The sequence below is a fragment of the Paenibacillus sp. P5_B5 genome (genome assembly GCF_056400365.1).
Window position 1 is genome coordinate 47,388 of the sequence record NZ_JBFULK010000016.1, and the last position, 24,354, is coordinate 71,741.

Below are 24,354 nucleotides of genomic sequence, written 5' to 3' on the forward strand. Positions count from 1 at the left end.
GGAGCTGTCTCTAAAGTGGGTTTTCTACCTTTGAGACAGCTTCTTTACCATATAGTACCGATCCGAGCCCTCGCCATATTCTGAGTGCCTTGTTTCTGCGATATCAAATCCAACCCGTTCATACAATTTTACTGCTGCTACATTACTTGGCTTAACGGTTAAGCAGACCTCTGTAAACTGATCGTTAATCAGCATAGGAAACAAATAATCAAACAGCTCTTTGCCGTATCCTTTGCCTTGTTTATCTGGACGTACATAGTATCCGTAAATATACGCCAAATCAGGCTTACGATAATCACGCAGCAATTCACAGACTGCAACAGGCCTGGCATCCCCTTGCTCATACATCAGCACTAATCGTCCATTGCGAGCGATTGGAACAAGTCCCCATTCATCTACAGCACCATCACTGCCAAATGCTTCTACTTCCAATTGTTTCATTAAGGTTAACATGTCGGTTGTTAAATGATCAGGTGTTTCAAAATAAAATGATTTCGTCATATCCTCTACTCCTTATTCTGTAATGAGTAAGCTGTCGATGTCATCTAAAGGCCATATTGGGCGCGGAATATGATGAAAGGTAAAATGCTTAAATACATTGGAAGCAAGACCAGGGCCATCCATATAAATCACTTGACTTACAATCGGATCGAAAGCTGCTCGAAAATGGTTCTTGACCTTGAGTGCCAGCATCTTATACTTTGTCGGCTCAATGCCAATATGACGGAACAATTCGGTGTCATTAGCCGACAACGCCCTGCCAGTCAGTAAAATATCCAATTTCTGAACGCGAATATGAGCCGCACCCTTCGTATCAATCAGCAGTCCTGTATTCATCGGCCCCGTGTTCCTGAACTTACCATCCGTAAGCTTGATCACATCAGCTATTACCTCAACAGGCTCACCATACTCTGGAGATAGCTTACCTCCCAGACGTAACTTGACCGCAGTTCCTTCACCCGCATCGAAGCAGGTTTGTAAGGATTCTGGATCATAAAGAGCTCCGAACAAGACATGATCAATGTCCCGCTCCAGCAGCTCACGCAGCAGTCCAGTTGTATCTCCCGTTCCACCGCTTAGCGGATTATCCGCAATATCTGCAAGAGCAATAGGCTTATCTGCATCGATCTCCAGAGCTAGTGTAATTGCTTCAGAGATAGATGGCAATTGAATCACGAATCGATCCCGAGCAGCCCACAACTGTTCAGCCAATCCTTGCGCAACAGCATCACCTTTACTTGGTTCTGTCGAAACCACAATAACACTGGCTCCTACTTCTGGAATATCACAGTAAGGGAAGCCTCCAAGTACGGTTGCGCTGATAATCTGCAGATCACATTCAGCCTCGATCGCTGCCTGGACAAGGTCTGCCATCGGACCTTCCTCTGTGCGCATATTAACACTAGGCGGCATCATCGCCAATTTTCTAAATGAAGCATACATAGGTTGTTTTGTCACCATGTGCATTAACAAGGTTTGGGCTGCGCGAACCCCTTGCTCATACATATCAATATGCGGATAGGTTTTGAAGCCAAAAAACAAAGGTGTATAGGATAGCATACGCTTGCTCACATTCGCATGCATATCGAGCGTAACCGAAATCGGAATGTTCGCTCCAATGAGTTGTCTAATCTCGGATAACAATTCACTTTCTGGATCACTGACTCCCTGAACCACCATCGCCCCGTGAAGCGCAAGGAGCAGGCCATCCATTGAACCTGCTTCGGCAATAGCTTGCAGCATAGACGATTTAATTTCCTCGTATGCTGAGAAAGTAACCATTCCCGATGGAATTGCTGCTGCGCAAACAAGCGGAACAATCGTCTGATTAGCTTGCTGAAGCACATCTATAAACCCGCCAACCTCCGTCTTGGTTCCTTGGTAGGCTTGCAGGATTGCATCCCCTTTATAATAACCTTCTTCATAGAAAGATTGAATCCCCGTTCGGACAGGACTGAATGTGTGTGACTCATGATAAAAGAATGCAATACCAATTCGATTTGTCATATATGCTCCTTTCAGATGACCGCTACACGAACGGATTGTCCTTACGATTAAATCCTATATAATCATGCTTCATAAACCATGCTTCATGTTAGTCATGCTTTATCGCTGACTTTTAGTAATTCGTATAAATGGTCTTCCACTCAGTCATGACATCAAATGCTTGATAAGACACTTCACGATGTCCGTTGCCTGAATTCTTCATACCTCCAAATGCTAGCCCAATTTCAGCATTGGAAGTTCCATTATTAATATAGACAAGACCTGACTCAAGCTCTTTGGCTGCACGATTCGCATCATGTAAACTCCTCGTATAAATAGAGCTAGATAAGCCATATTCCGTATCATTATTAATCTCTATCGCTTCTTCAAAGCTTGCTGCTGTTAGAATAGCAAGTACAGGTCCAAACACTTCTTCCTTAGCTATACGATGATGTCTGAGGACACCAGTTATAACCGTAGGCATATAATACAACCCGCCCTTACTCGTCGTATGACCACCACATAGAATTTCGCCACCTTGTTGATGAGCTAGTTCCACATATTGCTCTACCGTTCGTAGCTGCTTAGCATTCGCTAATGGTCCCATATCGGTACCTGGTTCAAGTCCATCACCTACTTGAAGCTTCTGTGTTAACTCCACGATTCGCTCCTCAAGCTCAGCTTGTACGGATGCTTCAACAATAACGCGACTTGCAGACGTGCAACGCTGTCCCGAGGTAGCAAAGGCGGAACGAACAATCCCAGCAGCTGCTAAATCTAGATCCGCATCCTTAAGGACAATAACCGAATTCTTACCACCAAGCTCTAATGAAATTCGCTTCAGGTTCCGTCCTGCGATTTCAGCAAGTTTCTTGCCTACTTCAGTCGAGCCTGTAAACGCGATTACATTGACATCAGGGTGTTCCGCTAGCTTATTGCCTACTTGGCTTCCAGAGCCAAACACTAGATTAAAGACACCATCAGGCAGTCCTACTTCTTGTAGTGCTTCCATGAACAGCTTGGCGCATAGCGATACATCAGAAGCTGGTTTCCATACGATTGTGTTGCCTGCCACAAGTGCAGCAAAAATTTTATAAGCTGCAAGTGCAAGCGGGAAATTCCATGGCGTAATACAAGCGACTACACCAACTGGCTCGCGAATCGTCATTACGATGCGGTCTGGTGCACCAGAAGGTACAGTCTGACCGAACATTCTCCTGCCCTCACCCGCCATATATTTACAGAAGGAAATGACAGTATCCACTTCCCCATAAGACTCTGCAATTACCTTTCCCATTTCGAGGGTCATCATCGTAGCTAACTCAGATTTACGCGCCTGTAGTACTTCAGCCAGCTTCCACAAATATTCCGCACGCTGAGGTGCTGGAACTTGACGCCATGTGCGAAATGCCATCTGCGCTGCTTGCACCGCTTCAGAAATATCCTCCTGCGTTGACATCACACATGAACCGATAACTTGCTGCGTTGCTGGATTGGTACTGTCAAATACTTCTCTATCTTCAGCTGTCTTCCACTGACCGTTTATATAGTTACCTGTTACCACCTAGTAGTCACCATCCTCTCAATTATCGAACATTGAATAAATAGCATTCACCAAGATGGACAGCCCTTCATCTAGTACCGTTTCGTCAATATTCAATGGAAGCATCAATCGAATCGTTTGCCCATATACCCCACAGCTAGTTACGAGCAATTGCTTCTTTAAGGCTTCTGACCGAATCCTAGCTACCGCAGCTGCAGGTGTTAAGGTCGAATCGCCCTTAAATTCGATGCCAATCATCAGACCAATACCTCGAATTTCGGCAATCTGTGGCAATTGTCCTATTTGCTCCTGAAGCTGCTGTACAATACGCTTTCCTAAAGTACTTGAGCGTTCTACAAGCTTCTCACGTTCAATTACACGAATACTCGCAAGTGCAGCCGCACAGGAAACAGGATTACCACCAAATGTTGAGCCATGTGAGCCCGTCTCCCATTTCTCATGAAGCTCTCTGCGAGCAATGATAGCCCCAAGAGGCATCCCTGAAGATAAGGCTTTAGCCATGACCATAATGTCAGGTATAACACCGGAATGTTCAGAGGCAAACATGGTCCCCGTCCGACCAAATCCAGTTTGAATTTCATCAAAAACAAGCAAAATACCATGCTGATCCGCAATTTTGCGCAGTTCTTGAAGAAAAGCTGGTGGTGACGGAACATATCCTCCTTCGCCTAACACTGGCTCAATGACAATTGCTGCAACCTGTGATGGATCAACTTGGAGTTCAAATAGCTTACGTAAGCGCTTAAGGCAATACTGCACCGCTTCTTCATCTGTTTCTAAATCTAATTGATGCGTATATGGGTAAGGAACATGATACACACCACCAACGAGAGGTTCATAATATTTGCGATATTTAGAACTCGAAGCGGTTATGGATGTTGCGCCTAATGTTCGACCATGGAAGGAACCTTCAAAAGCAATAATATTAGGTCTCTTTGTTGTACCACGTGCGAGCTTGATTGCTCCTTCAATCGCCTCTGTTCCCGAATTACTGAAGAAAACGGTATCTAAATTTCCTGGAGTGATTTCAGCAAGCTTATGAGCAAGTCTAACAGTGCTTTCAAAATAACCGTAATTTAGACCGAGATGAATCAATTCACTCGATTGTTTATGAATCGCTGCAACTACTTCAGGGTGTGTATGTCCGACTGCATTAACCGCTACGCCTGAGACGAAGTCGATGTATTTCGTTCCATCTGCTGTCCAGAAATTAGCTCCATGCGCTTTCTCAATAACTAAATCTGTTATCCGTGTCATCACTGGTGATAGGTGTTTAAGTGCCAACTCGTGTAACTCCATTACTTTCCCTTGCTCTATCATAGTCAGTTTTCGTCTCCTTCGAAATTGAAATTAGTTGTATTTGTTTCCGTAGTTGTTTCCGTAATCGCATTCGTATTCGTATTCATATTCATATTGGAATCCTATCGCTCAAATTCAATCAAAGCTTGATCTAATAGATGAATTAACTCATCGACTTCAGATTGACTAATCGTTAAAGGAGGAGCGATAAGGAAATGATCTCCCCGAAACCCATCAATCGTGCCTGATCCGGGGTAAAACACAGCCCCTAATCTCATTGCTATTCGATTCAGTAGCTCTGACGCCTCTACTTCAGGTGGGTAGAAAGTATCTGATTCTCGATCCTTCATAAGCTCAAAACCAACGAGAAGACCACGTCCACGAATCTGCCCAATGCTCTGGTGCTTAGATTGCAGCTCAATTAATTTATGCCGTAAGTAGTCACCCTGAGCTTTACAATTGTCCAGCAGCTTATGTTTATGATAGTACCGGATTGCAGCTAGACCAGCTGCTACCGATACTGGATGACCGCTAAATGTGAAGCCATGTATAAAGCGACCCTTACCATTCTGCTTCAGACTATCAATTACCCTGCCTGAAACGATCATGCCAGCAAGCGGAGCATATCCACCCGACACCCCCTTGCCAAATGTAAGAATGTCTGGCGTGGCATCAAATTGCTCCACCGCAAAGTGAGTGCCTGTTCTTCCAAAACCAGTCATCACTTCATCAACAATCAACAGTATGTCGTATTGATCACAAATCGCTTTAACTTGCTTCAAATAGGACGCTGGTGGAACAACTGCACCTTGCTGACTTCCAACAATCGGTTCACAGATGAAAGAGGATATAAATTCAGGGCCAATTTCCACAATCAATCGTTCCAAATCACTCACACAATAAAGCTTCTCCCTTTTACTACACTGTTCTTCCGTCTGATGATAAGGACAACGATGGCAATAGGGGGAATACACATGATCTGTTTTAATTAGGCTTGGGGTATAGGGTTGTCGCCTCTTCACATCACCACCAGCAGAGAGAGAACCCATCGTATTCCCATGATACGATTGCCATCGCCCTATGTTCAGATGCTTTTCTTTATTTCCACGATCACGGTGATATTGACGTGCAAGCTTCATTGCACTTTCATTCGCCTCTGAACCACCAGATGTAAAATAGACATGATTCATCGTCACTGGAGCAATCGCGCTTATTTCTTCTGCAAGATCATGCTGAACCTGTGTCTCGAACCTTAAGGTGTGGACAAAGGCGGCTTTCCTTGCTTGCTCAGCCATGGCATCAGCAATTTCCATAACCCCATGACCTAAATTGGCAGCCACTGCGCCAGAGGATGCATCCAAGTATTTCTTACCAGTCGTATCTACTAAATAAACCCCTGCACCATAGGCAATGATCGGATAGGATTTAGTAAAATCTCGATGAAATACGTGATTGTTTATGGTTTCCATCGTTCCACCACCGTAGCTATACCTTGACCACCTGCAATACATAATGTGGCAAGTCCGAATTGTACTTCTTGTTTATGCATTTCGTGAACAAGCGTTGTCAGTATTCTTGCACCTGTAGAGCCCAGTGGATGTCCCAAGGCAATCGCTCCACCATTTACATTAATACGCTCTTCCGTAATCCCCCATTCTCTTATAACAGCAAGGCTCTGTGCAGCAAAGGCTTCATTGAGTTCAATGAGCCCGATATCACTCAGCTCTAAACCACATGCCTTAAGGGCTTTTCGTGATGCAGGCACTGGACCTAGCCCCATTTCCATTGGATGTAGACCGGCAGCCCCTATCGCTCGAATCGAAGCTAATGGCGTTAATCCTAATTCATTCGCCTTCGCTTCACTCATCATGAGCAGCATCGATGCACCGTCATTTCTACCTGTAGCATTGCCAGCAGTTACCGTCCCCCCTTGCTTGAAAGCAGGAGATAACTTAGCAAGCTTATCTATACTTGTTTCACGAGGAAATTCATCACTACCAAATAACCGAACATTGTTCTTGCCTTCCTTAATCTCTAGCGGAACAATCTCATCATGAAATTTACCCGCCTCAATAGCCTGTTTAGCTTTCAGTTGGCTATAATAAGCAAACTCATCTTGCGCTTCTCGATTTATATCATATTGATCAGCCAAATATTCCGCTGTCTCACCCATTCCGAATGCACCATACTTATCGATTGGCTGTGATCGAGGCTGACTCTCCGTATTAGAGTCATAGACTGTTAGATTACCTGGGGGCATCCCAAATCGCCCACCCACCATGTAATATGGAGCCTGTGACATACTCTCTACACCACCAGCGAGTACGACTTCCGATTGACCAGTAAGAATAGCTAAGTAAGCATTATGAACAGCCTGCATCCCAGAACCACACTGCCTATGAACTGTATAGGCACCCACTTGCTCAGGAATCCGTGCCATAAGGGAAGCAACTCTAGCAATATTGGGCGTATGTGCACTTTGCTTGGTCTGACCCATAATAACTTCATCCACCATATCAGGGCGTAAGCCCGATAGAGCAAGATTATTTCGCATCACAGTAGCTGCCATTTCCTCTGCTGATACCCCAGATAACGCACCACCATATTTGCCAATTGCCGTCCGTAGCGCATTCACAATAACTACCACTGCTTAAGTTCACCTCCAATTTGAAATGATGCTGCTGTCTTAGCGTGTACTTCCTCTATACTTACTGACGGGGATAATTCAACTAACACTAGTCCAGTGTCTGTAGCTTCAAATACAGCAAGCTCGGTGACAATTAAATCGACTCTTCTTAATGAGGTTAGAGGGTACTCGGTATGCTTCAGCAGCTTAGGCTGACCTTCTTTGGTACAGTGTGTGGTTGCAACGATGATCTTCTTTGACCCTTCCAGTAAATCCATTGCTCCCCCAACACCTAGAACATTTCTACCAGGAACAGCCCAGTTCGCAATACGACCTTGTTCATCTACTTGCAGTGCACCAAGAATAGATACATCTATATGACCACCACGGATCATTGCAAAAGAAGAAGCACTATCGAAGAAAGAGGCGCCTGACAGGACAGTCACAGGAAGCTTGCCTGCATTTACCAAATCACGGTCTTGTTCATGAGGAGCAGGTGTTGGTCCCACCCCAAGGATGCCATTCTCTGAATGAATATAAACCGTTACATCACGAGGCAAATAATCAACAACCAACGTCGGTATGCCAATCCCAAGGTTTACAATGTCGCCGTCCCTCAGCTCCCGAGCAATACGCGAAGCAATAAACTGCTTATCATCCATGTGAGTAGACCTCCGATAAAGTAAAGTAATCGACAAACAAGTGCGGAGTTACGATTTCCTCTGGAGATAATTCGCCAACCTCTACAATCTCATCCACTTCCGCTATCACAACCTCTGCAGCTGTAGCCATATTCGGATTAAAATTACGAGCTGACTTACGATAGATTAAGTTGCCTAACTTATCTGCTTTATGGGCTTTAATTAAAGCAACATCTGCCCGAAGCGAAGGCTCGAACAAATACGTCTTCCCATGAATAACTTTCGTTTCCTTCCCGAGTTCAAGCTCTGTACCTACACCAGCTAGAACGTAAATCCCCCCTATCCCTGCTCCACCTGCACGAATAGCTTCCGAAAGCGTCCCTTGTGGAATTAACTCAATTTCGATTTCCTTCGCTTGGTAAGCCTTCACTACATCAGGATTAGAAGTGAAGAAGGAACCGATCGCTTTACTCACTCGTTTCTCCAGTAATAGCCTACCAAGTCCTTTGCCAGGCTCACCCAAATTGTTGCTTATAATCGTTAGATCTTTAACGGACGTATTTAATAGCTCCTGAATGAGTGACAATGGGCAGCCAACCAATCCGAAACCACCAACCATAATTCGATTCCCATCTTGAATGACTGAAACAGCTTCCTTAGCTGAAATGTACATACCCCGCACGCCCCCTCAATTACATGTATATTCAATTCATTCAGTCGAACTTGCCTTCTGCCAAATAATAAAGAACCTAGCATGATCAACGGAACAAGAATAACAGCGTTATTCCTTACTTCATTGAGATACTAGGTTCTAATGGGTCCATGGAGAGAGGCCGTCTCTCCATATCATCTTAACCATAGTTATTTATTTTTGTTAATATCCCAGTACCTCTGCACAGCCGACTGTAAGGCGACAATAATCGCTTGCTGTGACGGCGCATAGTAATGGTCTTGAATACGTGTAATGAGTAACTCTATCCCTTCGGATAAATTGTAGCCAACAACCAGTCTTCGAAAATAATCCTTCGTTAGCTGTGCAACAAACGTAAATTCAGCATTCACAATTGTATGCGTTTCCATATCAATCTCTAGAACAATCCCCGCATGCTTGAACATCTCATACATCGAGGTTCCTTGTGGTGCCTTAGAATATCCAGTAACGAGTACTGACCTTAAGTCTTCCATTGGTAAACTATCCTTTTATTAGAAATATGTGTAAAATAATTATAATTGTTAACCAATGGTTAGTCAATTAGTTATTTGAATAAATATATAACCCAATCCCCAATAAATCTTATTCTGAGATTCATACGGATGTTCATTTGTTATATATCTATCGCTAACTTCTCATTGTGAATCTCTTCGTTTGATTTTATGTGCCTTTTATTTATTAAAATTAGAATCAAAATTGCTATTTCAATAAGTACTATAATAAAAAAGAATGGACTTGTGGTCGCTTCTACTAAATACCATATAACTCCTAATGCCGATGTTCCGATTCCCCAACCTATTGCCCACTTTCTTAACATCCATAGTCCAATTGCAATCGCGAATGAAGCGATGATCCAGACCAAATTCCATCCAACTAATATGGCCATTTCGATTGTATTTTCATATAACAAAAAATTAATGATTTGGAACAACCAAATAATTGACCATATACCTGAATTAACATATTGAAAAATGGAGGCTAACCTTATTCCAGTACGAACACTATCAGGGACTTGGATTTCAATTGGACTAATTTGAGTATGCCGGTCTCCTGGAAAGATCGGTGGAACTCCTTTAAATAAGCCATCTACTTCGTATGCAGGAACCCAATTTTGAATACCAAATCTCCAAACATAATCATTTGCTTGAATAATTTCTTGAGCTACTAGCTTCTTAATTTCATCACTTTTTAGGGGACCAAACTGCTGACCATCTTTTCTGTAATACCATAAAGCTAGTTCTATCCCTCTCGTCAATAATTCATCCTTGGCAATTGTTACGGCAGAATAGGTGTAGTCCATAAACTGTTCTTTGACAATACTGATCAATTCTTCATCAGATAATTTTTTCATTCTTTCATGCAAAGGCCGTGTTGTTACAGTTTCTTCATTATCAAATGTATCATTCTTAAACATTTAACATCTCCTAATAATTGAATTACATTGTATCAATTTATACATTCTCGTACTGCTTCAGAATATCCTGAAGCTTAAGTGCTAAGCCCATTCGACCCTGTACTTTAAGTGAACCTAGCATAAAGGCTATCGTCGTGTTCAGATCATTGTTCAGAGTTTAATGAAATTAGCTGATGAGAGAATCAGTGTACAGGCTGCCTCATATGGAGTCCCTTCGACTACTTCCACAACACCGTTGTCAAAGCGGATTTGGATCGGTGTTTCATGATCCAAATTGAACTGATAGACATCGTGCAGTGGCATGATATATTCCGGATTTTGTTTGGTTTTCTCAATAAGCTCATCTAAATATGGCTTATACGACATCCCATTCAACCCTCTATATAACCGAATATTATAAATTATATAATATTATACTCTATTCTTGTAGACTTCGGTTTAAATTCTACTTCCCAGGGAACTAAAATCTGCACCATTGAACCTCTCATGGCTAAAGCCACGAGATTCTTGGGTAGTCCGCTCTACTGAACAGAATTAGTGCAAAGTGCACCACCAAGCTATCCCCGCAGTTCCTGCGGTTACCGCGATTATGCAGATAGTAGTCTTTTGCCTTCGGCAAGAATATTCAAACTTGCGTTCATGTCCCTATCCCATTCGCTATGGCAAGAAGGGCATTCCCATTGTCGCAAGTTAAGGTTTTTAACGTCTTTGTTTCTGTATCCACAACACGAACAGAGCTGAGAGGAAGCGAATGTTTTGCCTACAACAACTACAATACGCCCATACCACTTTGCTTTATACTCAAGCATCGTTCTAAACTGATACCAAGACACTTCGCTAATCGCTTTGGCAAGTTTGTGGTTCTTCATCATGTTAGATACCTGCAAGTCTTCAATCGCAATGATGTCGTGGTTTTTGACAATATGCGTTGAAATTTTTTGTAAGTAGTCTGTTCGGGCATTTGCAATGTGTTCATGGATTCGTGCAACCTTAATTCGTTGTTTATTCCAGTTTGAAGAACCTTTCACACGTCTGGATAGGGTGCGTTGTTCACGAATGAGTTTTTGTTCCATATTCCGTAGGAATTTCGGATTCTCGTACACTTCACCGTTTGATAGAATAGCGAAATCTTTTAACCCAACGTCAATCCCGACTTCTTTGTTTGTTTTTGGTAATGGTTGCACGTCTGTCTCTACTAACAACGAAACAAAATATTTGCCAGAAGGATTGCGCCTAATCGCAGCATTTAAAATACGACCTTCTACTTCTTTTGATTTCGAAAAACGAACAAAACCAAGTTTCGGGAGTTTGATTTTGTTTCCCTCAATTGCAATATTTCCGTTAGTGTGTTTCGTTGTATAGGATTGAACCTTGTTCTTTTTGCTCTTGAAGCGTGGAGCATCATTCTGATTCTTGAAGAATCGTGAATAGGCATCGGCAAGATTCTTTACTGACGACTGAATAGCTATGCTGTCTATTTCTTTGAGCCATGATAATTCTTTTTTCAGATTCGGCAGTTCAGAAGAACATGCTTCGTATGATAATCCTTTACCCGTTTCTTTGTACGTTTCATTCCACTTCGCCAAGAAGTGGTTAAATACAAATCGACTACAACCAATGGTTTTAGCGATTAATACTTCCTGTTCTTTGTTTGGATAGATACGGAATTTGTATGCTTTATTTACTAACATTGCTTTTCACCTCACTTTCTGATTTTGGATGTATTGTCGTATTTGCGCTTCCGTATGTTCACTTACGGTTGCCACAAAGTAAGAAGGATTCCAAAGATTCCCTCCCCATAGCTTCTTTTTTAGCTGGGGGAACTCTTTAAATAGTAACCTTGCCGAAACACCTTTTAACGCTTTGATGATATTTGGAATTGAATGTTGTGGACTACAATCAACCAAGAGATGAACATGGTCACAATCACTTTCAATTTCTGAAATCGTGAAACCATTATCTATAGCAATTTGATTGAGTATTTGCTTTAACCTTATATCTATATCGCCAAGCAACACTTTATGGCGATATTTCACACACCATACAATATGGTATTGGATAGAGTACACATACCCTCTACCATGTTTAACTTCTGCCATGTTATCCACCTCAATAATAGGATAACATATGTCAAACGATTTTTAAGTTATTACCGCAAAATATCTATGTTTTTATTAATGGATAAGTTAACATATGTCGGACAATTGACGTGTCAAAAGACACGCCTTGTCCGAAGCTGATTCCTCTCATGACTAATGTCACGAGTGTTCTCGGCTAATTCATAAAATAAAAAATCTGTTCAATGGGGCATTCTCCCCCACCAAACAGATTAAGTTCTTAAACCATACTGATCGTAATATCGCACTAGGTTACAGCTCAATCAAACTCCTTGCGCTCCCATTCATCCTCTGGTATGTCTATCGTTTCACCTGAGAATCTCTCTTCCTTGAAAGGATCTGCTTCATTATGAAAGCCTCGTGTCTCCCAGAAACCTTGACGATCCTCTTTCATGAACTCAATTCCAGTAATCCACTTTGGACTTTTCCAGAAATATAACGGTGGGCAAACGAGCCTTAATGGCCATCCATGCTTAGGCGTTAATGGTTCTCCGTCATATTTGAAGGCAAGCATCACATGTTCAGCTATAAATTGTTCTATTGGAAGATTCGCTTCATAGTCATGATCAGCGTGAATCATTACGAACCCGGCTTCTGCAGAATAGTTCACATGCTTTAGCAGATCCTTAATGAGTACGCCTTCCCATTCTGTATCAAATTTAGACCAACGCGTAACACAATGAATGTCACATACCATCTTCGTTCGCGGCATGGACAGAATCTCTTCATACGTGAATTCGAGTTCTGAATCAACTAATCCAAATAGGTTCAATCTCCACTTATTCATGTCGTATTCTGGCACTTCTCCCTCATGAAGAATAGGGAATTTTTCCGTTAAAATCTGCCCTGGTGGAAGTCGATGAGAAAGTGCTGGGTTAACTGGAGGTACTTTTGATTTCTTGATGTGTTCTGCTTTTGTACTCATACCAATCCTCCAAAGTAGTTGATTTCAATTTAAAATGATACTACACCTCATCACGAAGTGTAATACCTATATTCATAAGTTCTAATTTAAACAGCAAAAAAGAGGATGTCCCTATGTCATGTCAATGACGAAGGAATCCTCTTTAACCTATCCAAATCTAGCTAGAAATCTACATGATTAGAGGGCAGAACCAAATAACTTAATTTCTTGCTCGTCAGAGGTACTACTAATCATTCGCTCAAATTGAAGACCGAGCTTCTGAAGCAGCTTAGCTGAACGCCAATTGTTTGAGGAAGTTATAGCCACTATACGATCTAGACCCAAACCATGCTTCGCATACGCTACTACCGCTGAGGCTGATTCATAGGCATAGCCCTGTCCCGAGTACCTCGGAAGAAAGGCATATCCAATATCCACATCTTCTAAAGAGTCTCTCTTGATAAGGCCACAGATGCCCATTGGGAGACCACTCTCCTTCAGCTCACACAAGTATAACCCGAATCCTAATCGGTTATACATATCAACTGGTCCACTCAGAATATAGTTGCTCGCGTCCTCAAGAGTTCTCACACCTCTATCACCTATGTACTGTAACCATGAAGGGTCATTCATGAGCTCAAGCATAAACCCACTGTCTTCAATCGTCAGCCAGCGTAGAATCAGACGATCCTGTTTCAAGTACCTTCAAACGATACACACCCTCTCTAAGCTCTGATAACGGTCAATTACATTTTACCAAAGATCTCAAAGAAATTATTAGTAAAACTCCCGAAGATTAATATTTTCAACAAGTTTAGAAAAAAATAAGAAGAATGAATCAATTTCAGAATAACAATTAATAGCCCCTAAAATCAATAAATTCATCAATAAATGGGCATTATGTCGAATATTAGTGATTTTCTTTGTTGATAATTATGATAAACTAGAAAGTGTGACATTGTTGATGATTTCACAAACTACAAGCATATGGTAAAACAACTTATTTTCAACAACTTAGATTCTTAAAATATTACCGCAAAGGAGAATTGGAAATGTCCGAAACTATTACCCAAACTAAGCCTGAACAAGAATCAATCACATTGTCCGCTACTAGTGAACAAATTGATGTACTTAATCAGCTACTAAAACCCGAGGTTCAACAATCATTAACTGTCTTAGTTGAACAGTTACCTAAATTGACTGAGCTTGTAAGTATACTGACAAAATCATATGACTTTGTGCAAGCAGTCTCAACTGACGAGGTATTGAAGAACGATACTGTCGGAGCGATCAAAGAAATCGTAGGACCCGCTAGAGATAAAGTGAAAGACATCGCGGCAACTGTTATTGAAGCAAAAGATCGTGCAGATGTAAGTAACGAAGTTATTGGCGTCTTTGGTCTTATGAAAATGTTAAAAGATCCTCAAGCACAGAAGATGTTCCGTTTCGTGAATTCATATCTTAAAGTTTCTGCAGAACGTAATCATCAAAAATAGTCTTTCAATAATAATCATTCAGTAAGAATGGAGGATCAACTATGTCAAAACATATTGTCATCTTAGGAGCAGGGTACGGCGGACTTCTAGCTGCTCTAACTGTACGTAAATACTTAAGTAAAGATGAAGCAAGAGTAACCGTAGTAAACCAATATCCTACTCACCAAATCATCACAGAGCTTCACCGTCTTGCAGGTGGAAGCATCTCTGAGAATGCAATTACAATGCCACTTTCCAAGCTATTTAAAGGAAAAGACATTGATTTAAAGATCTCTACGGTTAATTCTTTCTCTGTAGATAATAAAGTAGTAACATTTGCTGATGGACATACCTTATCCTATGACGCACTTGTTGTAGGTCTAGGAAGTAAAACTGCTTACTTCGGTATTCCTGGTCTTGAGCAATACAGCATGGTGCTTAAATCTGCTGATGATGCTAACAAAATCTACAAGCATATTGAAGATCGCATCCGTGCATATGCACAAACTAAAAATGAAGCAGATGCAACCATTGTTATTGGTGGCGGTGGATTAACTGGCGTTGAGCTAGTTGGCGAAATTGCTGATCATATGCCTGAACTTGCCAAAAGCTTTGGTGTAAATCCGAAGGATATTAAACTTAAGCTAATTGAAGCAGGTCCAAAAATCCTTCCAGTTCTACCTGATGCATTAATTGAACGTGCAACAGCTAGTTTAGAAGCTCGTGGCGTTGAGTTCTTAACAGGATTACCTGTAACTAACGTTGAAGGCAATGTAATTGATCTTAAAGATGGCCAAAAGATTGTATCGAATACTTTCGTTTGGACAGGCGGGGTTCAAGGCAATCCGCTAGTAGGCGAATCAGGTCTTGAAGTCAATCGTGGCCGTGCTACAGTTAATGGATATCTTCAATCTACATCTCACCCAGATGTATTTGTAGCAGGAGATAGCGCTGTTGTCTTTGCTGCTGATGGTCGTCCTTACCCTCCTACTGCACAAATCGCTTGGCAAATGGGAGAACTAATTGGCTACAATCTATATGCTTACTTGACGAACAAATCATGTGAAGAGTTTGCTCCAATAAACTCAGGAACTCTTGCAAGTTTAGGCCGTAAAGATGGTGTTGCCACAATTGGTGCTAACTCAACATCTTTAAAAGGACTACCTGCAACCCTAATGAAAGAAGCAAGTAACATTCGTTACTTATCACATATTAAAGCGTTGTACGCTTTAGCTTATTAACAATAAGCCTACTACTTCATTTAAAGTAGCCTCACTAAAGCAGCCTTACTTATTTAAGTAAGGCTGCTTTTTTTTGCCATATGTTGTACGTTGTCGGGCTCCATATGAAAACCCAGTGCTAGCTGTTCAGGCTAATACTGGGTTCTTGTGTTCAATGAATCGTAGCTGCCGCATTAATATTAGCTGGCATTTGCGGGCTACCTGTTGCCGGAATGAAGGTGTTTATCATTTGGGACATATCGGAAGTTTCTAATTGTGGTACTTGATAGTAGGCATGCTTATTTTGATACAAGAAAATTTCATATGCCATTTCAATAAAGTTCTGTACTTGAGAAGCAAGTACGCGACGAACGACAGGATTAGTCAGTTCTACAGCTGACATCGTTAAGAGTGAAGCATGCGGTTTAATTAGACCGAGCATATACGCACTAATTCCTGCATCCTTAATATCGGCAAGTGATTGATTTGGTTTCTTCGGCTGAGTAGGTTTGATGCCATATACCGGATTAGGCAGGTTCTCAATCATATACGTAGAAGTCTCTTGACTAGGTTTGCGCCCTGTTGTAAAGCACTCTGCCGTCAGATTGTACTGGGAAAGGATGAAATTATACTGATGATCCAAGATATCCAGGAGCTCTTGATCCTGTATAAACTGTCTGAAGATCATGAATTGATCAAGCACATTAATTGTTCCGGCTAGCACTTCATGCATATCAAACAGCTCATGACCCCCATGATTCATATTTGGCGTCCCTTGTGTCTGATTATTCAATTGCGTTTGCTGTTGCATCTCGAAGTCTCCTTTGGGTGATTGCTCTACTGTAACTTTATTAATTTGAATGTTATGAGGGCAGTTTATACATCTAGACCTAGAGAAGATCTTAATCGACAGCATATGGTAAATATAGACAAACACTATGATTTGTGGATAATGAAAGAAGATGTATTTTTCTGTCTATTTAGATTGTTATAAAAGTTCCTGATTAAAGGAGGATCTCTAAGGTGGGGTACTATTTTCAAATATGTGCATCCGAAATCTATCAAGAAAAGTATATGAGCTTCTTACTAGAGCATTATAGCGAGCTCAATCTCCCCTATCCGTTCCCGATTACGCTAAGTTATATCGCAAGTCCCGTACTTATGAAGGAAGAGGCTATGTTAGCCTTTAATGATCAGGATGAGTTAGTAGCCGCACTCGGGTATATCTATGGAACAGGAGAGAATTTATATAAGGATTCTCATATTATCCAGATCCAGACGGTATTCCTAGTAGACGAGCAGCGAAGAACTAGACTCTTCTTTGAAGGATTACAATTCCTTACACAGCATTTGGCTGAACTCGATAAGGAAGTCACAGAGATTCGCTACTGGGTTCCCGCCCAGAATGAACTTCGACAATTATTCGACAAGCTAGCTCAGAGGACTTCTTCAAACCCTACTCCCTATGGATTAATTGACGAATACGTTGCTCCACTGTCTCATTGGCTACAGTATGTCAGACTATTAAGTCATGAAATTAAGCGAGGATAACCACATGTTTATTGTAATTAAGAATTTCATCAGCTATATACGTCCATACAAGCTTCTGTCGACTATATTCTTCATTGCTTTATTTCTCGATTTAGCCTTCATCTCTATAGCCCCACTAACCTTTAAATTCATGGTAGACAATGCGATTATCCCTCAGGATTTTAATAATTTCTATCTTATTCTGATTGTGCTTGGAATCGCTGGATTAATCGGTTTCAGCAGTGGTATTGTAAGTGACTATTGCCTAGCCAAATTAAACGCTCGTGTGCAAAATGATTTGAGAACGCGCCTATTTTCTCATCTTCAGCATACGAATATCTCCTTTTTCCAAAAAAACCGTACAACCGAACTAGTCTCGTATATCTCGCATGATGTGTCAGCGATTGATGGTGCAATGTATGCCATCTTAACAACGGGAATCCAGTCGATTTCTGTAGTGATCATAAGCACAATTATTTTATTCTATTTGCAATGGAGTATAGCGCTATTCGTCCTTCTGGGCGCAGTTATTATATTCGCAGGACCGCTCCTACTTGGAAGACGTGCACAAGCTGTTAATTCCGAATTTAAAATTCAGATGTCCTTGATGTCTGGAGATGTACTAGAGAACATTAAGGCGCAGAAGGTTATTAAAGGATTTAATCTTCAGCAAGTGATGATTGAGAAATTCCATAAGAGATTACAGTCTTTTTTCATGATTGATTATAAAAAGAACGTGTTGGATTCGAGTCTGCAGCGTATCCCGATGATGAGTCTACTCCTCATCAACTTCACTATTATTGGTTTTGGGTCTTATCTAGCCCTTAACGATCATATAACCGTAGGTGCATTAGTCGCTTTCTTCACGATGTATACATCTATGGGTAACTCAGTATTTAACTTAACGCTAGCCATTCCTGCCTTTACAGATGCTAAGGTTAGTATGGAACGCATTCAGCATCTTCTTGATGAAGCGCCTGAAGAGAATGGACAATCACAATTACTGGTTAAGCAGGATCAACAGCTAGACATTGAGGTTCAGAATGTAGCGTTCAGATATACAGAGAAGCAGAATATATTGGCTGATATTAATCTCTTTATCCCAGGAGGAACAAGTGCGGCATTCGTTGGTTCAAGTGGCTCAGGCAAAAGCACCATGCTACAGCTCATACTTGGCTTCTATACACCAAATGAAGGACAAATTCGAATGAATGACTGCAGTCTGCAGGATATGGATCGCGGCTCTATGCGAGAGCAAATGGGGATTGTATTTCAAGATAATTTCTTATTTCGTGGGACCATTATGGACAATATTCGGATCAGTAAGCCACTTGCGAGTGATAATGAGGTTCGAGAAGCAGCCCGTAAAGCTGAAATTGATGATTTCATTTACAGCTTACCCGAAGGGTATCAGACCGAGGTTCTTGATGAAGGTAGTAACTTCTCCGGTGGGCAACGACAAAGAATAGCTATTGCACGTGCAATCCTAAGGAATCCTTCGATTCTATTATTGGACGAGGCTACCTCAGCGCTCGACCCCATATCAGAAGAATCGATCAACCAAACCTTCCGTCATCTATCACACGATCGAACCGTGATAACGGTCACTCATCGCTTATCATCGATCACTGATGCTGACCAAATCTTCGTGTTCGATCAAGGCCGGATTGTGGACAGTGGCAACCATCAACAGATGCTACGTAATGGAGGCTTCTATAAAGAACTCTGGGATAAACAGAACGGCTTATCTGTTTCACTAAGTGGTCAGGAAGCAGAGATTGATGAAAATCGACTGGCCAAGCTCCCCTTCTTCATTGATATGCATCTGGAAGTACTGAAGGAAATTAAGAGTTTCTTCGATACCGAGACTTTCAGTAGTGGCCAAACCATTATTCACGAAGGCGAAGTGGGCAATAAGTTCTATATTATTGCTCGTGGCAAAGTCGAGGTCTCCAAACGTTCTTCTGAAATAGGAGCGGATCCTACTTCATTAGCCGTGCTTACAGATGGCGATTACTTTGGCGAAATCGCGTTACTTAAGAATGTACTTCGAACTGCAGATGTCATAGCATTGACGGAATGTACATTCTTGACCTTGCAGAGCAAAGTACTCCATTATGTCCTGTCACAGTATCCCGAGCTCAATGCTCGTGTGAGAGCGAAATTACAGGAACGATATCAATAGGGAGGTTGCATATAGAGATGCAAGCACATTACCGGCTCTGCCAATCGGACGAAGATTACGCACAGTTCACTCTGTTTTTCATTCGACACCGTAAGGATTTCAGTCATCAATTCTCTCTAGCGGATGCTCTTATGCATACACTATTAACGATTGATATCTCCCGCATCCTGCTGATACTAGATGAAATGAATCAAACAATCGGATGGATGCACTATCGATATGTAGCAGCAGACTATGAGCCGCATCCCACTGGTGAGATTGCATTCGTAGATTCTGTCATTATGACAGAAGAATATCGAAGCAGTCGCTTATTTGTCAGGGGGTTTCGACATTTAGTTCATCATATAGCTATAGAGAATCCTCTTGTTAGCAAATTTCAATTCTATACGCTTCAAGACCACTCTTATCTGAACCGATTGTATGCTAAATTTGCCTCTATCATAGGTCAAAGAGAGGGATATCATGGCATAGAGAACATCTTCTCTGCAAACTTTCCTATTCTTCTACAATATTTAAACAATTCTGACAGATGATGTTGACCCATTTTTTACCATATGATATTCTAAATGAAATAGCACTATTATACTTGCATATTTTATATGTTTTATCATGAAGGGGGGTGTACCTATGTATCCACCAAGATCAGATCTTAGCAGTAAAAATGGCAATACGAAAGGACCAATTTTAAAATTCGAGGGCTTGCTTAAACTGAATGAACAACTAAGAGTATCTGCTGCTGCATCCAAATAAGAACTTCTAACTTATACAAATATAAGAACCTGCCCAGTTAATTCTGAGACAGGTTCTTTCTTCTATCATTCAAGTTAAATATAACCTTTAACGAGCCCCATATGTAATGGAGTCGGTCGATCGCAGCTAGTAGCCAGATTCACGAACTTTCCGCTGTCAGAGCTGATTTGGAAAGCATTCATAATCTCTAGAACATGATTCGCTAGATCTCCATTTGCTCTTGGTGTTTCGCCTGTATCCAAACATTTAGCCATGTCTGATACGCCAATTCCTCGGCTATTGTTCGTGTAAATATGAGTCAGCGACATTTCCTTAAAATGACTCTCGTGAGCAGTTTGAAGTAGGACAGGGCCACCATACGTGTTAGGATCAGGTACTATTAAAGTGCCACTCGTACCATAAATCTCGATGCGAGGCAGTGTACTGCTCCAAATATCAAAACTCATAATTAGACTGGCAATGACGCCATTATAAAATCCTATCGTACCCGCAAAATGCGTTGGAACCTCGACATCAATTACCTTGCCGAACTTTTTCTCGCTAGTAATTATTCGTTGCTCGAAACCAGTCTTCGTCATCCCACTTACTATTTGAGCGCTGCCAAGCAGAGAGACAAGAGTCGTCAGATAATAAGGTCCCATATCCAGCATTGGCCCTCCACCCTGCTGATAATAGAACTCTGGGTCAGGATGCCAGCTCTCATGTCCATGACAGATCATGAAAGCAGTAGCTGCTAAAGGCTTTCCTATATATCCATCATCAATCAATTTACGGCAGGTTTGCAAGCCTCCTCCCATGAAGGTATCTGGCGCAGACCCAATTAACAGGCTTTTCTCACGTGCCAAACTAACCAACTCGCTGCCTTGCATAGCGGTAAGAGAAAGTGGCTTCTCTACATAAACATGCTTGCCAGCCATAAGTGCTCGCTTACACACGTCAAAGTGCACCTTCGGAATCGTCAAGTTAACCACAATTTCGATCTGCTCATCTGCCAACAGCTCTTCTGTACTAAGCACATGAGGAATAGAGTATTTCTCAGCTGCCTTCAGAGCAAGACTCTCGACTAAATCTGCACATGCATATACTTCCGTATTCTGAAACGTATTCGTCAAATTATCAAAGTAAATACTACTAATATTGCCACAGCCTACAATACCGATTTTGTGTTTTTTCATTGATCGATCCCATCTTTCCTAGCAGCCCAGATAAACCCTCTTCTCATCATCTCTCTCACTTCAGATATATCAAATAGCTCCGCACGATGCCCAATCGAATGATAAAATACCCTTCCTGCTCCCCAATACTTCGTATAAGCAATAGGCATCTGAATCTGTCCATTTGTACTATGAGGACCATCAGTAATAGGAAAAGTTGTAGTAGCAAGCACATGAACCGAAGGATCCACATGAAGATAATATTGCTCCGTACAAACTTTAAAATCATCGATTCCATCTACAATTGAACTGTTGCTATCCTTGACTATCCGAACCTCATACTCAGTCCCATCATTTCCTGGATGAGCTACCCACTGTGAACCCGTCATAAATTGCCATTCTACAGACTGGCGGAAAGCATCACACATACCTCCATGACAACCTGCAAGTCCTACGCCAGATTCTACTGCTTTCACGACAGGCTTCAGCTGTTCATCCGTTATTTCTCCCATCGTCCAAATAGGAACAATCAGATTGAGGCCCAATAGCTTATCCAAATCTTTAAAGCTATCTAATGTATCAGAAACCTCTGTACGAAACCCCTCTTCTTGCAAAATATCCGCAAACCGTTCAGCTACTTGAACAGGTTCGTGGCCCTCCCAACCGCCTTGAACAATCAACGCTGTCTTCGTCATATTCGCTCCCCCTCTTCAGTGTTACCTCATATTCTATAGCCACGAAGTTAGGCAGTCTCGCAAATTCTGTGCAATTTATAGACAAAAATTGCTGTAGAGCCTAGAATCTAAGAAGAGGTGATCCACATGTTCCAACTGCATCCTTTTTATGAAAAACTGAATTCCGAACAAGGACTCTATTTTAGAATCATGTTGGCAGAGAATCTCACATTTCCTCCCCATCTACACAAAGCAATTGAGCTGATATACGTCTTAGAAGGATCCAATGAGATTACGATTAATGACAATCGCACTTTACTGCATCCAGGACAACTTATGGTCATGATGAGCAATCATATCCATAGTTATGTCACCGAGAAATCATCTAAAGCTATTATCCTCATTTTTGATCCTGAACTCATGGCTGAATATTTTGTAAGTAAGGAAGGCAAGACAATCGCTAACCCTTGTATAACGATCTCAAAGAACAGCGAGATTCCAGTAATTCTGAATCAGCTTCTCCATGAACACGCTAACTCTAATAACACACTTATCATCAAAGGCCTCTTGTATATTTTGTTTGGAAATCTAAATGAGCTGCTGCATTTCACTAATTCCGTACAAGCTAATGATCATACCATTCAGAAACTGATTGCTTATCTGGATGAACACTACTCCGAACAGATTACGCTTGAGCTTCTGGCTAAGAATCTATGTTTAAGTAAATTCTATGTTTCGCGACTCCTCAACCAGCGAATTAAATGCTCCCTAAAAGATTATGTAAATCGCATTCGTATCAATAAAGCACTATGGCTGCTAACAGAAACCAAACAAAGTATAACTGAAATTTCTTATGAATGTGGTTATGATAGTGTGCGCAGCTTTAATCGGGTTTTCAAGCAAATCATGCGAGCAACCCCAACAGAATATAGAAAAAAACTAGAATAAAGGCTTAAGTACACCTTAAATTCTAGTTATTAGTCATTTATTACAATACAGTGCTTACTGTCTTGTTCTCTTCCTCATCTGAATCCATATGGTCAATCAGACGATCGAGTCGATCAATTTGGTACCCATAATCATACATTGCCGCGGCAACAATAATGAGTCGCTCTGAGCCACCATGTTGTTCACCATAATAATTCGTCACTTTCTGGATAAATTGATCATTTACCTCATCAATCGAATCCGAATCCCAGCTACCCCGCTTCAGCTTATCTTCAAATTTCAGAAGCACATGCTCATGAAACTTAATCAGTTTCTCTAAATGTCGATCATAGCTTTTATTCAGATCTGTCGTTCGATCTGCCTGAAAATAATGCTCCTGCACATCTTCAAGCACTTCAAACCCCTTATGTAACGAGTATAGCATCTGCCTATACACGATAAGCTGACGAGAATCACGATATTTAGATCGTTTGAGCTTCTTCAGCTCTTCTTCAAGCAACTTGTATTTATCACTCATTGATTTCAAACTATCCTGAAGTTCCTGCTTTTGCTCCCGGAACACTTTTTCCTTCATTTCATCCGATATCGCCGTCCGTAGAAGTAATGACATCTGGGTAAATGCTTTATGGATTTGTTCCGTAAACTGCTCTTTTGGCTTGGGTGGCATAAATAAGATATTGATGACAAAAGCAGATATAATCCCAATAATACTAAGTAAAAATCGGTTTAATGCAAAATCCCACTGACCTGAAGCTTCCATTACAGCAACAACTGTAACAAGCGTTAATCCGATCGTTTCTACCATCTTGAGCTTAATACACAGCATAATGACGAGTATACACACTACCCCAACGGCAATAGGCTCATTCGATAAAAGCATCCCTGCACCCATAGCAATCGCTGCACCAAGGGTTATCGTCTGCACCTGTTCAAGGAAATAGCGCCAGGATCTATAAATCGAAGGCTGCATCGCAAAAATAGCTGCAACAGCTGCAATCACAGGGGGAGTAAATCCTAGCCATATGCTGATGTATAAAGACAAGGCAACCGCGATACCCGTTTTGAATATTCGTGCGCCGAATGTCATGGCTTCTCCTCCTTTAAATCTGAGCTTGTGTATCTAGAAAAAACATAACTTAGGAGAATTATACAGTT

The 24,354-nt window shown here is 41.4% G+C and carries 27 protein-coding genes; 7 read left to right on the top strand and 20 right to left on the bottom strand.

Translation table 11 applies throughout. The features are described 5' to 3' along the window. Window positions 1–24: 24 nt before the first annotated feature. From AC1DOK_RS19370 to AC1DOK_RS19445, 16 genes are all read right to left on the bottom strand, one after another. The gene (locus tag AC1DOK_RS19370; RefSeq protein ID WP_477555965.1) at window positions 25–501 is read right to left on the bottom strand and encodes a GNAT family N-acetyltransferase; all 477 of its coding nucleotides are present in this window, start codon (window positions 499–501) and stop codon (window positions 25–27) included. Window positions 502–513: 12 nt separating this feature from the next. Then, on the bottom strand, window positions 514–2,007 hold the full coding sequence (locus AC1DOK_RS19375) for a M81 family metallopeptidase (RefSeq protein WP_477555966.1): 1,494 nt from the start codon (window positions 2,005–2,007) through the stop codon (window positions 514–516). A 112-nt stretch (window positions 2,008–2,119) separates the two neighbouring features. Next, on the bottom strand, window positions 2,120–3,550 hold the full coding sequence (locus tag AC1DOK_RS19380; RefSeq protein WP_477555967.1) for an aldehyde dehydrogenase family protein: 1,431 nt from the start codon (window positions 3,548–3,550) through the stop codon (window positions 2,120–2,122). Between the two features lie 18 nt (window positions 3,551–3,568). Next, a complete protein-coding gene (locus AC1DOK_RS19385; protein WP_477555968.1) occupies window positions 3,569–4,870 on the bottom strand; it encodes an aminotransferase class III-fold pyridoxal phosphate-dependent enzyme in 1,302 nt (433 codons plus the stop codon). Window positions 4,871–4,971: 101 nt separating this feature from the next. Beyond that, a complete protein-coding gene (locus AC1DOK_RS19390) occupies window positions 4,972–6,318 on the bottom strand; it encodes an aminotransferase family protein (RefSeq protein WP_477555969.1) in 1,347 nt (448 codons plus the stop codon). Further along, window positions 6,306–7,496, bottom strand: a complete 1,191-nt coding sequence (locus AC1DOK_RS19395; protein ID WP_477555970.1) for a thiolase family protein — start codon at window positions 7,494–7,496, stop codon at window positions 6,306–6,308. The genes AC1DOK_RS19390 and AC1DOK_RS19395 overlap by 13 nt, the downstream gene beginning before the upstream one ends. Next, window positions 7,490–8,137, bottom strand: a complete 648-nt coding sequence (locus tag AC1DOK_RS19400; protein ID WP_477555971.1) for a 3-oxoacid CoA-transferase subunit B — start codon at window positions 8,135–8,137, stop codon at window positions 7,490–7,492. Before AC1DOK_RS19400 ends, AC1DOK_RS19395 begins: the two co-directional genes overlap by 7 nt. Further along, window positions 8,130–8,789 (bottom strand): CoA transferase subunit A, encoded by a 660-nt coding sequence (locus AC1DOK_RS19405; RefSeq protein WP_477555972.1) that lies wholly within the window; start codon window positions 8,787–8,789, stop codon window positions 8,130–8,132. Before AC1DOK_RS19405 ends, AC1DOK_RS19400 begins: the two co-directional genes overlap by 8 nt. Window positions 8,790–8,977: 188 nt before the next feature. Then, entirely contained in the window at window positions 8,978–9,301 is a 324-nt protein-coding gene (locus AC1DOK_RS19410) for a DUF3870 domain-containing protein (RefSeq protein ID WP_477555973.1), read from the bottom strand. A 140-nt stretch (window positions 9,302–9,441) separates the two neighbouring features. Beyond that, the gene (locus AC1DOK_RS19415) at window positions 9,442–10,242 is read right to left on the bottom strand and encodes a DUF4339 domain-containing protein (protein ID WP_477555974.1); all 801 of its coding nucleotides are present in this window, start codon (window positions 10,240–10,242) and stop codon (window positions 9,442–9,444) included. Window positions 10,243–10,279: 37 nt separating this feature from the next. Beyond that, a complete protein-coding gene (locus tag AC1DOK_RS19420) occupies window positions 10,280–10,363 on the bottom strand; it encodes a hypothetical protein (protein ID WP_477556018.1) in 84 nt (27 codons plus the stop codon). 29 nt (window positions 10,364–10,392) lie between these two features. Then, entirely contained in the window at window positions 10,393–10,608 is a 216-nt protein-coding gene (locus AC1DOK_RS19425) for an SCP2 sterol-binding domain-containing protein (protein ID WP_477555975.1), read from the bottom strand. Between the two features lie 221 nt (window positions 10,609–10,829). Beyond that, a complete protein-coding gene (gene tnpB, locus AC1DOK_RS19430; RefSeq protein ID WP_477555976.1) occupies window positions 10,830–11,933 on the bottom strand; it encodes an IS200/IS605 family element RNA-guided endonuclease TnpB in 1,104 nt (367 codons plus the stop codon). A 6-nt stretch (window positions 11,934–11,939) separates the two neighbouring features. After that, window positions 11,940–12,341: an IS200/IS605 family transposase gene (gene tnpA / locus AC1DOK_RS19435; protein ID WP_477555977.1), complete on the bottom strand. Its 402-nt coding sequence runs from the start codon at window positions 12,339–12,341 to the stop codon at window positions 11,940–11,942. Between the two features lie 277 nt (window positions 12,342–12,618). After that, the gene (locus tag AC1DOK_RS19440) at window positions 12,619–13,284 is read right to left on the bottom strand and encodes a sulfite oxidase-like oxidoreductase (RefSeq protein WP_477555978.1); all 666 of its coding nucleotides are present in this window, start codon (window positions 13,282–13,284) and stop codon (window positions 12,619–12,621) included. A gap of 177 nt (window positions 13,285–13,461) precedes the next feature. Next, complete coding sequence (locus tag AC1DOK_RS19445; RefSeq protein WP_477555979.1) at window positions 13,462–13,962, bottom strand: GNAT family N-acetyltransferase; 501 nt, start codon at window positions 13,960–13,962, stop codon at window positions 13,462–13,464. A gap of 353 nt (window positions 13,963–14,315) precedes the next feature. Here AC1DOK_RS19445 and AC1DOK_RS19450 point away from each other — a divergent pair, with 353 nt between their 5' ends. Both AC1DOK_RS19450 and AC1DOK_RS19455 read left to right on the top strand, forming a co-directional pair. Beyond that, entirely contained in the window at window positions 14,316–14,759 is a 444-nt protein-coding gene (locus tag AC1DOK_RS19450) for a helical membrane plugin domain-containing protein (protein WP_477555980.1), read from the top strand. Between the two features lie 41 nt (window positions 14,760–14,800). Further along, window positions 14,801–15,979 (top strand): NAD(P)/FAD-dependent oxidoreductase, encoded by a 1,179-nt coding sequence (locus AC1DOK_RS19455; RefSeq protein WP_477555981.1) that lies wholly within the window; start codon window positions 14,801–14,803, stop codon window positions 15,977–15,979. Between the two features lie 151 nt (window positions 15,980–16,130). On the opposite strand, the gene AC1DOK_RS19460 is transcribed toward AC1DOK_RS19455, so the two are convergent. Next, entirely contained in the window at window positions 16,131–16,769 is a 639-nt protein-coding gene (locus tag AC1DOK_RS19460) for a spore coat protein (RefSeq protein WP_477555982.1), read from the bottom strand. A 212-nt stretch (window positions 16,770–16,981) separates the two neighbouring features. Between AC1DOK_RS19460 and AC1DOK_RS19465 the strand changes: the two genes are divergently transcribed. From AC1DOK_RS19465 to AC1DOK_RS19480, 4 genes are all read left to right on the top strand, one after another. Further along, window positions 16,982–17,509, top strand: coding sequence for a hypothetical protein (locus AC1DOK_RS19465; protein ID WP_477555983.1), 528 nt, complete (start codon window positions 16,982–16,984; stop codon window positions 17,507–17,509). A gap of 4 nt (window positions 17,510–17,513) precedes the next feature. Further along, window positions 17,514–19,673, top strand: a complete 2,160-nt coding sequence (locus AC1DOK_RS19470; RefSeq protein WP_477555984.1) for an ABC transporter transmembrane domain-containing protein — start codon at window positions 17,514–17,516, stop codon at window positions 19,671–19,673. Window positions 19,674–19,690: 17 nt separating this feature from the next. Then, on the top strand, window positions 19,691–20,206 hold the full coding sequence (locus AC1DOK_RS19475; protein ID WP_477555985.1) for a GNAT family N-acetyltransferase: 516 nt from the start codon (window positions 19,691–19,693) through the stop codon (window positions 20,204–20,206). Between the two features lie 94 nt (window positions 20,207–20,300). Continuing rightward, window positions 20,301–20,423 carry a hypothetical protein gene (locus tag AC1DOK_RS19480; protein ID WP_477555986.1) on the top strand — a complete coding sequence of 41 codons (123 nt, stop codon included), beginning with the start codon at window positions 20,301–20,303 and terminating at the stop codon, window positions 20,421–20,423. A 74-nt stretch (window positions 20,424–20,497) separates the two neighbouring features. Here AC1DOK_RS19480 and AC1DOK_RS19485 read toward each other — a convergent pair whose 3' ends face one another. Together AC1DOK_RS19485 and AC1DOK_RS19490 are read right to left on the bottom strand one after the other, a co-directional pair. Then, window positions 20,498–21,598: a Gfo/Idh/MocA family protein gene (locus AC1DOK_RS19485; RefSeq protein ID WP_477555987.1), complete on the bottom strand. Its 1,101-nt coding sequence runs from the start codon at window positions 21,596–21,598 to the stop codon at window positions 20,498–20,500. After that, on the bottom strand, window positions 21,595–22,272 hold the full coding sequence (locus AC1DOK_RS19490; RefSeq protein WP_477555988.1) for a ThuA domain-containing protein: 678 nt from the start codon (window positions 22,270–22,272) through the stop codon (window positions 21,595–21,597). The genes AC1DOK_RS19485 and AC1DOK_RS19490 overlap by 4 nt, the downstream gene beginning before the upstream one ends. 126 nt (window positions 22,273–22,398) lie before the next feature. On the opposite strand from AC1DOK_RS19490, the gene AC1DOK_RS19495 reads away from it, so the two are divergent. Further along, the gene (locus AC1DOK_RS19495; protein ID WP_477555989.1) at window positions 22,399–23,199 is read left to right on the top strand and encodes a helix-turn-helix domain-containing protein; all 801 of its coding nucleotides are present in this window, start codon (window positions 22,399–22,401) and stop codon (window positions 23,197–23,199) included. Window positions 23,200–23,239: 40 nt separating this feature from the next. Here the strand turns inward: AC1DOK_RS19495 and AC1DOK_RS19500 are convergent, their stop codons facing one another. Beyond that, complete coding sequence (locus AC1DOK_RS19500) at window positions 23,240–24,286, bottom strand: FUSC family protein (protein ID WP_477555990.1); 1,047 nt, start codon at window positions 24,284–24,286, stop codon at window positions 23,240–23,242. Window positions 24,287–24,354 lie beyond the last annotated feature (68 nt).

Coding starts and splice junctions, on each gene's coding strand:
- AC1DOK_RS19370 (WP_477555965.1), bottom strand. CDS start 501: ATGACGAAATCATTTTATTTTGAAACACCTGATCATTTAACAACCGAC.
- AC1DOK_RS19375 (WP_477555966.1), bottom strand. CDS start 2,007: ATGACAAATCGAATTGGTATTGCATTCTTTTATCATGAGTCACACACA.
- AC1DOK_RS19385 (WP_477555968.1), bottom strand. CDS start 4,870: ATGATAGAGCAAGGGAAAGTAATGGAGTTACACGAGTTGGCACTTAAA.
- AC1DOK_RS19390 (WP_477555969.1), bottom strand. CDS start 6,318: ATGGAAACCATAAACAATCACGTATTTCATCGAGATTTTACTAAATCC.
- AC1DOK_RS19400 (WP_477555971.1), bottom strand. CDS start 8,137: ATGGATGATAAGCAGTTTATTGCTTCGCGTATTGCTCGGGAGCTGAGG.
- AC1DOK_RS19405 (WP_477555972.1), bottom strand. CDS start 8,789: ATGTACATTTCAGCTAAGGAAGCTGTTTCAGTCATTCAAGATGGGAAT.
- AC1DOK_RS19410 (WP_477555973.1), bottom strand. CDS start 9,301: ATGGAAGACTTAAGGTCAGTACTCGTTACTGGATATTCTAAGGCACCA.
- AC1DOK_RS19415 (WP_477555974.1), bottom strand. CDS start 10,242: ATGTTTAAGAATGATACATTTGATAATGAAGAAACTGTAACAACACGG.
- AC1DOK_RS19420 (WP_477556018.1), bottom strand. CDS start 10,363: ATGCTAGGTTCACTTAAAGTACAGGGTCGAATGGGCTTAGCACTTAAG.
- AC1DOK_RS19425 (WP_477555975.1), bottom strand. CDS start 10,608: ATGTCGTATAAGCCATATTTAGATGAGCTTATTGAGAAAACCAAACAA.
- tnpB (WP_477555976.1), bottom strand. CDS start 11,933: ATGTTAGTAAATAAAGCATACAAATTCCGTATCTATCCAAACAAAGAA.
- tnpA (WP_477555977.1), bottom strand. CDS start 12,341: ATGGCAGAAGTTAAACATGGTAGAGGGTATGTGTACTCTATCCAATAC.
- AC1DOK_RS19440 (WP_477555978.1), bottom strand. CDS start 13,284: ATGAGTACAAAAGCAGAACACATCAAGAAATCAAAAGTACCTCCAGTT.
- AC1DOK_RS19450 (WP_477555980.1), top strand. CDS start 14,316: ATGTCCGAAACTATTACCCAAACTAAGCCTGAACAAGAATCAATCACA.
- AC1DOK_RS19455 (WP_477555981.1), top strand. CDS start 14,801: ATGTCAAAACATATTGTCATCTTAGGAGCAGGGTACGGCGGACTTCTA.
- AC1DOK_RS19460 (WP_477555982.1), bottom strand. CDS start 16,769: ATGCAACAGCAAACGCAATTGAATAATCAGACACAAGGGACGCCAAAT.
- AC1DOK_RS19470 (WP_477555984.1), top strand. CDS start 17,514: ATGTTTATTGTAATTAAGAATTTCATCAGCTATATACGTCCATACAAG.
- AC1DOK_RS19475 (WP_477555985.1), top strand. CDS start 19,691: ATGCAAGCACATTACCGGCTCTGCCAATCGGACGAAGATTACGCACAG.
- AC1DOK_RS19480 (WP_477555986.1), top strand. CDS start 20,301: ATGTATCCACCAAGATCAGATCTTAGCAGTAAAAATGGCAATACGAAA.
- AC1DOK_RS19485 (WP_477555987.1), bottom strand. CDS start 21,598: ATGAAAAAACACAAAATCGGTATTGTAGGCTGTGGCAATATTAGTAGT.
- AC1DOK_RS19490 (WP_477555988.1), bottom strand. CDS start 22,272: ATGACGAAGACAGCGTTGATTGTTCAAGGCGGTTGGGAGGGCCACGAA.
- AC1DOK_RS19495 (WP_477555989.1), top strand. CDS start 22,399: ATGTTCCAACTGCATCCTTTTTATGAAAAACTGAATTCCGAACAAGGA.
- AC1DOK_RS19500 (WP_477555990.1), bottom strand. CDS start 24,286: ATGACATTCGGCGCACGAATATTCAAAACGGGTATCGCGGTTGCCTTG.